This window comes from Streptomyces tricolor (assembly GCF_002155905.1).
GTDB lineage: Bacteria > Actinomycetota > Actinomycetes > Streptomycetales > Streptomycetaceae > Streptomyces > Streptomyces tricolor.
The window spans coordinates 1-9,989 of sequence record NZ_MUMF01000026.1; the positions used below are offsets into that span (position 1 = coordinate 1).

8 protein-coding genes are annotated in these 9,989 nt (G+C 70.5%); 7 read left to right on the forward strand and 1 reads right to left on the reverse strand.

Translation table 11 applies throughout. The features are described 5' to 3' along the window. Positions 1–179: 179 nt before the first annotated feature. The 7 genes from CCN44_RS02235 to CCN44_RS02265 are packed head-to-tail and all read left to right on the forward strand — an operon-like array spanning position 180 to position 7,594. Positions 180–1,130: a 2OG-Fe dioxygenase family protein gene (locus CCN44_RS02235; RefSeq protein WP_189397140.1), complete on the forward strand. Its 951-nt coding sequence runs from the start codon at positions 180–182 to the stop codon at positions 1,128–1,130. Next, entirely contained in the window at positions 1,127–2,059 is a 933-nt protein-coding gene (locus tag CCN44_RS02240) for a fatty acid desaturase family protein (RefSeq protein WP_086696718.1), read from the forward strand. The genes CCN44_RS02235 and CCN44_RS02240 overlap by 4 nt, the downstream gene beginning before the upstream one ends. Beyond that, entirely contained in the window at positions 2,052–2,486 is a 435-nt protein-coding gene (locus CCN44_RS02245) for a GFA family protein (RefSeq protein ID WP_059250220.1), read from the forward strand. The genes CCN44_RS02240 and CCN44_RS02245 overlap by 8 nt, the downstream gene beginning before the upstream one ends. Positions 2,487–2,535: 49 nt before the next feature. Then, positions 2,536–3,594 (forward strand): radical SAM protein, encoded by a 1,059-nt coding sequence (locus CCN44_RS02250; RefSeq protein WP_079081012.1) that lies wholly within the window; start codon positions 2,536–2,538, stop codon positions 3,592–3,594. A 43-nt stretch (positions 3,595–3,637) separates the two neighbouring features. Further along, positions 3,638–4,969 (forward strand): hypothetical protein, encoded by a 1,332-nt coding sequence (locus tag CCN44_RS02255; protein WP_143649589.1) that lies wholly within the window; start codon positions 3,638–3,640, stop codon positions 4,967–4,969. A gap of 58 nt (positions 4,970–5,027) precedes the next feature. Then, complete coding sequence (locus CCN44_RS02260; RefSeq protein ID WP_086696720.1) at positions 5,028–6,335, forward strand: preATP grasp domain-containing protein; 1,308 nt, start codon at positions 5,028–5,030, stop codon at positions 6,333–6,335. Beyond that, positions 6,332–7,594, forward strand: a complete 1,263-nt coding sequence (locus CCN44_RS02265; protein ID WP_086696721.1) for an MFS transporter — start codon at positions 6,332–6,334, stop codon at positions 7,592–7,594. Before CCN44_RS02260 ends, CCN44_RS02265 begins: the two co-directional genes overlap by 4 nt. Positions 7,595–7,676: 82 nt before the next feature. Here the strand turns inward: CCN44_RS02265 and thrS are convergent, their stop codons facing one another. Further along, on the reverse strand, positions 7,677–9,689 hold the full coding sequence (gene thrS / locus CCN44_RS02270) for a threonine--tRNA ligase (protein WP_223284066.1): 2,013 nt from the start codon (positions 9,687–9,689) through the stop codon (positions 7,677–7,679). Positions 9,690–9,989 lie beyond the last annotated feature (300 nt).

The window sequence follows — 9,989 nt, forward strand, 5'->3', positions numbered from 1 at the left end:
ACCACGCAGCCGGCCGCTCCGCCACCGGCACCCACGCCCTCGGCGCCACGACCGGCTGGCAGTCCCCGGCCCCGGCCACCGTGCAGGACACCACCGGCTGGCAGTGACGACCCGGCGGTCCGCCGGAGCGCTGCCTCGGTACGAATCACTTCACACCCAGCTCGCCAAAGGTTGACTCGATGCACGACTCCACATTCAGCGATGCCATGTCGGAAGTCCTGGAAATACGGGAGCACTACGTCAGGGACCGCGCGGTCTTCGTCGCGGGCGCCCGAATGGCGCGGGTGCTGCGGGCGCTCGGGGCCACGGACGAGGACCTGGAAAAGCTCAAGCTGGTCAGCGACCACCTGGCCCCGGACCCCACCCTGCCCTTCCGGGAATCGAAGAACGGTCGTTTCTGCTTCGATTTCGACCGGTCGAGGGCGTACCGGCTTGAGTTCCAGCCTTTCGCCCTCTCGGCGGAAGAGGATTTCGTCCGGCACGACTCCGGCCAGACCCGGGTCTTCGAGGAGATCGGGGACGACCTCCAGGGCAACTCGGCCTTCCAGGCGCTCCTCGCCTTCAAGTCGCTGATCTTCCGGGGGATGACCACCGTGCCCCGGCCGAAGCTCGACTACGACAACCCGAGCTGGATATGCACGGTCTTCAACCTCCGGACGATCAGCACCCCCGACCTGGTGGGCGAGCCGGCTCTGGAAGGGGTGCACAGCGACGGCGTGGACCACACCATGACCACCTTCCTCGGCAGCGAGAACATGACCGCGGACAGCGCCGTCACCTTCCTGCACGACATGCGGGAGAAGAACGCCACCCGGTGGAACGAGACGGACCCCGAGCTGGTGGTGGGCCGGCACCAGCACCGGCACTTCCTCGACACCCTGATCGTGGTCGACCACGAACGCAAGCACAGCCTGTCCCCCGTCTCGGCCGTCGACGAGCGGCTGCCGGCCACGCGGGACATGCTCATCTTCTTCACCCGCAAGCCGGTGCTCGAGGGCCACATCTCGTACCCGTACGACTCGCTCCGGGCCCACGACCGGCTCCCCACGGTGATCGAGCTGCCCGCGCCGGCGACGGAGAGGACGCTCGTCGGAGCAGGCGCCCCGGCCGCCGGAGGCATAACGCCGTGAGCGCGACGACAGCCGAACGCCGCCTGGACACCGCCCTGCTGAGACGGCTGGCCACGGCGAGCCGACGCCGGGTCGCCGTCCGGTCCTTCCTCGTCCTGGCCGTCTACACGGCCGGCGTCGCCCTCTCCCTGCACTTCGGCTTCGCCTACGGCGTGGCTCTCGTCAGCTCGGTGGTGCTGGGGACGGTACTGGCCGGATTCCTGAACGCGGCCCACGACTGCCTGCACCGCTCGCACCTGCGCTCCAAGCGGGGCAACCGGATCATGGGCGCGGTGTGGTCCACACCGCTGCTGGTCAACTTCAGCGTCTACCGCTACCAGCACCTGGTGCACCACCGCTTCACGGCGGTGGAGGGGGACACCGAGTCCCACCGGACGTACGCGACCGTGCGGAGCTACCTCTACGCGCTGACGGGCATCGCGCTGTGGCGGCACACCCTGACCGGTCTGCTGGAGTCGTCCCGCGGAATCTTCCCGCCGAGCGTCGGCACCGAGGAACGCCGCAGGGAGGCACGACAGGACGACCTGGCGATCGCCGGCTGGCTCGTCCTCGTGGTCGCCCTGACCGTGCTGTTCCCGCGCGAACTCCTCCTCGCCTACTGGCTTCCGCTCTACTTCTCCGGACCGGCGATCATCTTCCTCGCCCTGCCGGAGCACTACGGGCTCTACGGCTCCCCGGAGGTGACGCGCAACACCCGCACCGTCCGGTCGAACCCGGTCACCCGGTTCCTGCTGTGGAACGCCAACTACCACGCGGAACACCACCGCTACCCGGCAGTGGCCACCCTCAACCTGCACGCACTCCACCAGGCCATGCCGGTCCCCCACCCCATTCAGGAAAAGTCCTATCTGCGCTTCCACGCCAAACTGGTGAAGGCCATCAGCGCACAGGACCAGAGTTCGCTGAAAGGTCCGGATTCCGATGTCTGAGCAGGCGGCCTCCGTCCCCACCACCGACTCCATCGAACGCGTCTGGTACCACGGGCAGTGTCATTGCGGCGGGGTGAAGTTCTCGGCCGCGGCCAGCCGTAACCTCACCATCACCCTGTGCAACTGCGGGATCTGCTACAAGTCCGGCCACCAGGAGCTGATGATCCCCGAGGAGCGCTTCGAGCTGCACCAGGGGCAGGAGTTCCTCAAGCCCTACCGGTTCGGCAACAAGATCGCCGACCACACGTTCTGCGCCGTGTGCGGGATCATGCCCTTCTACCGTCCGCGGTCGCACCCGACCGGGTTCTTCAGCGTCAACGCCCGCTGCCTCGATCTCGACGCCGCGGTGAACATCGAATACGTCGAATTCGACGGACAGAACTGGGAAGAGAGCATCGCCGCGGGCAAGCACGTCCTGACGGAATAGCCCCTCACGGAATCCACGCATTCGGTCCGAAACTTCCTTGCGAGAATCCATGGAAACTCTGAACCCACTCGCTCAGCCGGTACGGCAGACCCCGGAGACGACACCGATCGAGCGTTTCGTGTGGGACCTGACCTACGCATGCCCCCTGCGCTGCCAGCACTGTCTCTCCGAATCCGGCCGGCGTCCGGCGAGCATGCTCCGCCGTGAGGACGCCCTGAAGGTCGCCGACATCATCATCGGCGCCCGGCCGAAGCGGCTGTCGATCGGCGGCGGCGAACCGCTCCTCGCACCGTGGTGGGAGGAAGCGACCCGGCGGCTCACCGCGGCCGGCGTCCCCACGACCATCTTCACCAGCGGCTGGCTGATGAACGAGGCGATAGCCCGCAGGCTCGCCGGCTCCGCGACCGGCGTCGCGGTCAGCGTGGACGGCCCCGGAGGGGAGGTCCACGACCTGATCCGCGGGCGCGCCGGCTCGTTCGAGAAGTCGATGGCCTCCCTGGAGCACCTGGACCGCGTCAAGCGGCAGCGCCGGGAGAGCGGGGAGAGCTGCTATCGGCTGGGTGTCGAATACACGGTCACGCGCAGCGGCTGGGAGGGCAAGGAGCGGTTCGTCGAGGACATCACCTCACGCTTCCCCGAGGTCGACTACATCACCTTCGGCGCGGTGATCCCCGAGGGACTGGCCCAGGAGGAGGAGTTCGCCTCGCGCGAGCTGCTCAGCGACGAACAGCTGGTGGCGCTGAGCGCGTCGGAAGCCGAACTGGCCTCCCACGCCAGGAGCGCGGCGCACGTCTCGGTCACCGACGCACGGCTGTTCCTGCCGACGTCTCCGCTGAGCGCCGAGGGCGAGACCATCGCGCACATCGAGGCGAGCGGCCAGCTCAGGGCCGTCACGAACTACGAGGCCAAGGTGGGCAGCGTCCTGGAGGAGCCGCTCGACGTCCTGTGGCGCCGGGCGCTCGACTGGCGCAACGACCCGTTCGTGTCGGAGCAGCGCAACTCGATCCGCAGCCTGGAGGACTGGGCGCGCGTCACGCGCCTGCTCGACCGACGCTACGGGTCGGCCGCGGACAAGCTGCGGATCGCACGCCGGAGCGCTGCCGCATGACCCCGGTATGCCACCAGCGACCCGCCGGGGGACGGCGACGGACATGATCACGGAATCGCTTGTGTACTACGCCGTCGCCGGCGACCCGACGGGGCGGCAGGCCGGGGCGCTGCTCGCCCCGCCCCGCCCGCCCCGGGCGGTCCCCCGGATCCCGGGCGTCGGGGAGGCCCTGGCGCAGGCCCGGGCCCTGCTGCGCCGGCGCGTCGACGAAGCGCACGAGGCCGTGGAGGCGGTCCTCGCGGAGGCACCCGGCCCCTTCCCGGACGTGCCCGCGGCCCCCGAGGACCGCCGGGCCCTGGAGGACCACGCGCACGCCCTGCTGCACACCTACCTCGACCCGTTCATGGCCATGGTCTTCAACGGGGAGAAGTCGGTGCGTCTCCCGGTGAGCGGCAAGCGCCTGAAGAAGGTGTCACGCCGGCTGCACGACGCGCTGGAGGGGTGTGCCGCCGCACACCGGCCCGTCGCGCGCCTCGCCGAGGTCCTGGCGGACGAGCACCCCGGCTGCCGCGCCACGACGTACGAGCGGGTGTCGGCCGCCCTCCTCGTCCTCGCCGCGTGGGACGCCTCGCACCGGAGCCCCGCGAAGCACCTCACGGAGAGCCTGCTCAGGAGCGTCGAGCGGGACGGCCGGATCAGACTCGGGCTCTTCGTGTGTCCGCCGGTGGACTTCACCCGGATCAGCGGCGACCGGCCCGAGCTGTACGTGCGTGATCACCTGCACGGAAGCGTCCTGAGCCGGCTGGCCGGACGGCTGCGTGAGCTGTTCCGCGGCCTGGAGGACGCCCAGGTCGAGGTGGACCTCCGGACACTCGTCGGCGACACGGACGAGGACGACTACCTCTGGTACGGCGTGCCCGCCCCCGCCCACCTCGACCGTGTGGCCCTGGACGCGCGCCGGGAGGCGCTCGTCTCGGCGGTCGCGGAGTATCTGACCGAGGAGGTCCCCAGTGCCCGGGGCAGCCGTCCGAGGGTGTTCCGCGGTGCGGCGCTGACCGTGCAGCGGCTCTCCGCGATGGCACCCTCGACGCAGTGCCGGGACGTGTACGCCTCCGTGCTGGCGGACCCCTTCACGCATTTCGACCGGCGGGACATCGAGGCCGAGATGGCCATCATGCGGGGCCTGTGGGAGCCGGGTTCCTACTACGAGGGGCTGCCCGAGCCCGATGACGCCACCCTCGCCGACATCGTCGTACGCAAGTTCGCGACCTATGCGATGCAGGGCCGGTTGCTGCGCGAGCTGGAACCGGACCTGGTGCTCGTCCAGACCGAGCGGCCCCCGCTGCTGCGCGCCCGGATGCTGAGCGTCGGCTGGGACGGAACCGGGCGTTCCCCGCTCCCGACGGTCGACTTCTTCGAGCCCGAGGACGGCTGACCGCATCGCGGGCGCGTTCCGCCGCCCGCCGGAGAACACGAGAAGAGCGACCTGACACATGCCGAAGATCATCATCCTGAACGTGGGCACGGCGCACGCGCTCGGGGACCATTCCTCCAGCACCCACCCCATCACCAGATCGGGCTGGCGGCACGCCTGGTTCGCCGAGCGGGGCGACATCATCGTCAGCCCCGTGGCCGTCGACGCGGAGTTCCTGCGGTACCTGGGCGGGACCATGGGGTTCGACCCCGGCACCGTCACCGTCCTCAGCCGGGAGCGACTCGTCACCGACGAGCTGCTGCTGTCCGAGGACTTCCTCGCGGAGCTGGGCGCGCTGACCGACGGCAGCCCCGGTTGGCGGCTGATGCCGTGCTTCTGGACGCAGGGCGTCGCCGAACTGGCCGCGCGCCTCGGCATCGAGCCGCAGGCCGGCCTCGGCTTCGCCGCCCAGCGCGGGGCGGACCTGCTGAACCGGAAGACCCATTTCCGCCAGCTGGCCGCAGGCGCGGGCCTGCCGCTTCCCGAGGGCTCCGTGGCGCGGACACCGCGTGAGCTGGCCCAGGCGATCGAACGGCACCTGCCCCGCACCGGCACCGTCATCGTGAAGCAGGACGACGGCGCCGGCGGCCTCGGGAATCTGACGCTGACGAGAGGCGAGCCGACGCCGCTGCCCGGCTCGCGCGAGACCCTGAAGGCCGGCGAGGACCTCGCCGCCCAGGCCGACGAGGTCTGGGCCGCCCTGGCCGACGACCTGAGCCACGGCCTCGTGGTCGAGAGCTACCACGCCTCGGCGTACCAGTTCTATCTGGAGTACGTCATCGGCGACGACGGCGTCCCCCGGTTCCTCGACAGCGGCGAGATCCGGCTGCGCCCGGACAGCGACCCGGAGTCGACCGAACTCGTGTGGGTCGGCCTGGACCTGCCGGCCGCGCTGCCGCCGGCGCTCACCGCCGAGGCGATGCACCAGTCCCTCCGTCTGGCCGAACTCACCGCACGGATCGGCTACCGGGGCCACATCAACATCGATGCCATCGCCACCGCCTCCGGCGACCTGGTGTTCAACGAGATCAACGCCCGCTGGGGCGGCGGCCTGGTCGCCCATGACATCTGCGAACGGCTGATCGGCAGGGGCTATGCGGACCACCATGCGGTGGCGACGCTCCGGGACGTGCCGCCGGCCCCGCTGGACGACGTCCTGCGGGTCCTCGACGAGGAACAGCTCCGCTTCAGCCGGGACACCCGCGAGGGCGTGCTCGTCCTCGCCTGCGACCCGCTGCTGGTCAACCAGATGGAATGCCTGGTCGTGGGCGCATCGCGGGACCGGGTGCGGGAGACCGAGGCGCGGCTGAGGAAGGCGCTGGCATGAGGGCGGGTCCCCTGAGCGGACGCGCCTTCCGCAGGTTCTTCCTGGGGCGGTCGCTCTCCCTCGTCGGTGACGCGGTGGTCCCGGCCGCCCTCGCCCTCGCCCTGCTGCGGGCCACGGGCTCGGTCTCCTCGCTCGCGCTGGTCCTCGGCTGCGCGATGGTCCCCAAGCTCCTGCTGCTGCCGGTGGGCGGGGTCGTCGCGGACCGTCTCAACGCCCGGACCGTCGCCGTCGCCACCGACCTCGTCCGCTGCGGGATGCAGCTGCTCGTCGGCCTGCAACTCCTCGGCGACGACCCGTCGATCGGGCTCATCGCCGCGGCCGAGGTGGTGGGCGGCGCCGCGTCCGCGTTCGCCACCCCCGCGCTGTCCCCGCTGGTCAGCGCCACGGTCGGCGCCGAGCACCGGCAGCGCGCCAACTCCCTCCTGGGGACGGCCGGAAGCGTCGCCCGCCTGGGCGGGCCCGCTCTGGCCGGACTGCTGATCTGGTCGGTGGGGCCGGGCTGGGCGTTCATCCTGGACGCGGGAACGTTCGCGGCCAGCGCGGCACTGCTGCTCGGCGTCCGGATCGCCCACGCCCCCCTGCCGAAACGGTCCTTCCGCGCCGACCTCATGGCGGGCTGGGCCGAGGTGCGCAGCCGGGACTGGTACTGGACCAGCCTCATCGCGCACGGGATCTGGAACCTCACGGCAGCCGTCTTCATGGTGCTGGGACCCGCCATCGCCGTCCGCTCGCTCGGCGGCGAGGGCAGCTGGGTCGCCGTGTTGCAGAGCGGTTCCATCGGCGTCCTCGTCGGCGCGCTGCTCGCGGGACGCTGCCGGGTGCGCCGGCCGGTGGCGGCGGGAAACCTCGCCGCCGGGCTCTACGCCCTGCCGCTGGCCGCGCTGGCCGCCTCCGCCCCCGCGCCCGTCGTCATCGGCGCCTACGGCGTCGCGATGGCCGGCCTCGGCTTCCTCGGTCCCGTGTGGGAGACCACTGTGCAGAACACCATCCCGGAACACGCCCTGGCCCGGGTCATGTCGTACGACTGGCTCATGTCCCTCGGTGCCATGCCGGTCGGCTACCTCCTGGCACCCCTGGCCGCAAAGGCATGGGGGAGCACGACGACCTTGACGGCCTCCGCGCTGCTGGTCGGCGGGGCGTGCGTGGCCACCCTGGCCGTGCCGGGGGTGCGCCGCTTCGTCGTCGCGGCCGAAGAGCGGCGGACCGAGCCGGCACCGGGGGCGTGCGAGACCGAGCCGGCGGACGTCCGGGCCACCTGACCCGCTCGACCGGTAGCCACTGACACTGCGGCCCGTATCGCCTCCGCGATACGGGCCGCAGTGCCGTGCGTCGTACCGGCCGTCAGTCCTTCAGGCCGGGGAACAGCTCGGCCGTCGGCGAGGCGTTCTCGCGCCTCTGGACCCAGTCGGCGATGGTCTCCACGGCCTTGTCCACCGGCACGCCGTTGATCTGGCTGCCGTCACGGAACCGGAAGGACACCGCCCCCGCCTCCGCGTCCTTCGCGCCCGCCAGGAGCATGAAGGGCACTTTCTGGGTGGTGTGGGTGCGGATCTTCTTCTGCATGCGGTCGTCGGAGGCGTCCAGTTCGGCGCGCAGGCCCTTCAGGCGCAGCGCCTCCTCCACCCGGCGCAGATGCGGAATCTGCTCGTCGGAGATCGGGATGCCCACCACCTGGACGGGCGACAGCCAGGCCGGGAACGCCCCCGCGTAGTGCTCGGTGAGCACGCCGAAGAACCGTTCCAGGGAGCCGAACAGCACCCGGTGGATCATCACCGGGCGCTGCCGGGAACCGTCGGCGGCCGAGTACTCCAGGTCGAAGGCGTTCGGCAGGTTGAAGTCCAGCTGGATGGTGGACATCTGCCAGGTCCGGCCGAGCGCGTCCCTGGCCTGCACGGAGATCTTCGGCCCGTAGAAGGCGGCACCGCCCGGGTCGGGCACCAGCTCCAGGCCGGACTCCTCGGCGGCCGTGCGCAGCGCGTCGGTCGCCTTCTGCCAGATCTCGTCCGAGCCGACGTACTTCTCGTCGTTGCGGGTCGACAGCTCCAGGTAGAAATCGTCCAGGCCGAAGTCGCGCAGCAGGTCGAGGACGAAGTTCAGCAGCGACTTCAGCTCGTCCTGCACCTGGTCCTCGGTGCAGAAGATGTGCGCGTCGTCCTGCGTGAGCCCGCGCACCCGGGTCAGGCCGTGGATGGTGCCGGACTTCTCGTAGCGGTACACCGAGCCGAACTCGAACATGCGCAGCGGCAGTTCACGGTACGACCGGCCGCGCGAGCGGAAGATCAGGTCGTGGAACGGGCAGTTCATCGGCTTCAGGTAGTAGTCCTGCCCCGGCTTGCGGACGTTGCCCTCGGCGTCCAGCTCCTCGTCCAGGTGCATGGACGGGTACATGCCGTCCTTGTACCAGTCGAGGTGCCCGGAGGTCTGGAACAGGTTGCCCTTGGCGATGTGCGGGGAGTTGACGAAGGAGTAGCCGGCGGCGAGGTGGCGCTGCCGGGAGTAGTTCTCCATCTCCATCCGGACGATGCCGCCCTTGGGGTGGAACACGGCGAGACCGGAACCGATCTCCTCGGGGAAGGAGAAGAGGTCGAGTTCGGTGCCCAGCTTCCGGTGGTCGCGCCGCTCGGCCTCGGCGAGCAGCTCCAGATGCGCGTCCAGCGCCTCCTGGGACTCCCACGCGGTGCCGTAGATGCGCTGCAACTGCTGGTTGTTCTGGTCTCCGCGCCAGTACGCGGCCGCCGTGCGCATCAGCTTGAACGCCGGGATGTGCTTGGTGGTCGGCGCGTGCGGGCCTCGGCACAGGTCGCCCCACACCGTCTCGCCGCTGCGCGGGTCGACGTTGTCGTAGATGGTCAGCTCGCCGCCGCCGACCTCCATCACCTCGGCGTCGTCGACCTCGCTCTTGAGGTCGACCAGCTCCAGCTTGAACGGCTCGTGGGCGAGTTCGGCCTTGGCGGCCTCCACGGACTCGACCACCCGGCGGGAGAACCGCTGGGCGCCCTTGATGATCTGCTTCATGCGCCGCTCCAGCACCACCAGATCCTCGGGGGTGAAGGGGCGGTCCACCTGGAAGTCGTAGTAGAAGCCGTCCTTGACCGGCGGGCCGATGCCCAGCTTGGCCTCGGGGAACTCCTGCTGGACGGCCTGGGCGAGCACATGGGCGCACGAGTGGCGGATGACGCTGCGCCCCTCCTCGCTGTCCGCGGTGACCGGTTCCACCACGGCGTCGGCCTCGGGAACCCACGACAGGTCCCGCAGACGCCCCTCCGCGTCCCGCACCACCACGACCGCCTGCGGCCCCTTCGGAAGGACACCCGCATCGCGAAGCGCGGCGCCGGCGGCAGTCCCGGCCGGCACCGTCACGCTCGGTGGGATCACGGACTGGGCAGCACCTTCTTGCGACACGGAACACTCCTCGACGGGGATGGTCATTTCCTGGCGATGCTAACCACGGCACGGCCGAGCGGAAGGGAGGTCCCCCGGCGCCCGCCTCCCCCTCCCCGATACCGGGTTAAGGTCACCACCAGTCCTGTGCACACGGTCCCTGACCAGGCAGTTTTCATCCCTTTCCCGGTCGCCGCCAGGAGGCAGCCCATGTCCGCACCCGCTCCGCACCGCTCTTCCGCTTCCGCTTCCGGCCTGTCCGGATCCGGACAG

What these genes read in the sequence shown, in the direction of transcription:
- CCN44_RS02235 (WP_189397140.1), top strand. Translation starts at nt 180, where the DNA reads ATGCACGACTCCACATTCAGCGATGCCATGTCGGAAGTCCTGGAAATA.
- CCN44_RS02260 (WP_086696720.1), top strand. Translation starts at nt 5,028, where the DNA reads ATGCCGAAGATCATCATCCTGAACGTGGGCACGGCGCACGCGCTCGGG.
- CCN44_RS02255 (WP_143649589.1), top strand. Translation starts at nt 3,638, where the DNA reads ATGATCACGGAATCGCTTGTGTACTACGCCGTCGCCGGCGACCCGACG.
- CCN44_RS02245 (WP_059250220.1), top strand. Translation starts at nt 2,052, where the DNA reads ATGTCTGAGCAGGCGGCCTCCGTCCCCACCACCGACTCCATCGAACGC.
- CCN44_RS02265 (WP_086696721.1), top strand. Translation starts at nt 6,332, where the DNA reads ATGAGGGCGGGTCCCCTGAGCGGACGCGCCTTCCGCAGGTTCTTCCTG.
- CCN44_RS02250 (WP_079081012.1), top strand. Translation starts at nt 2,536, where the DNA reads ATGGAAACTCTGAACCCACTCGCTCAGCCGGTACGGCAGACCCCGGAG.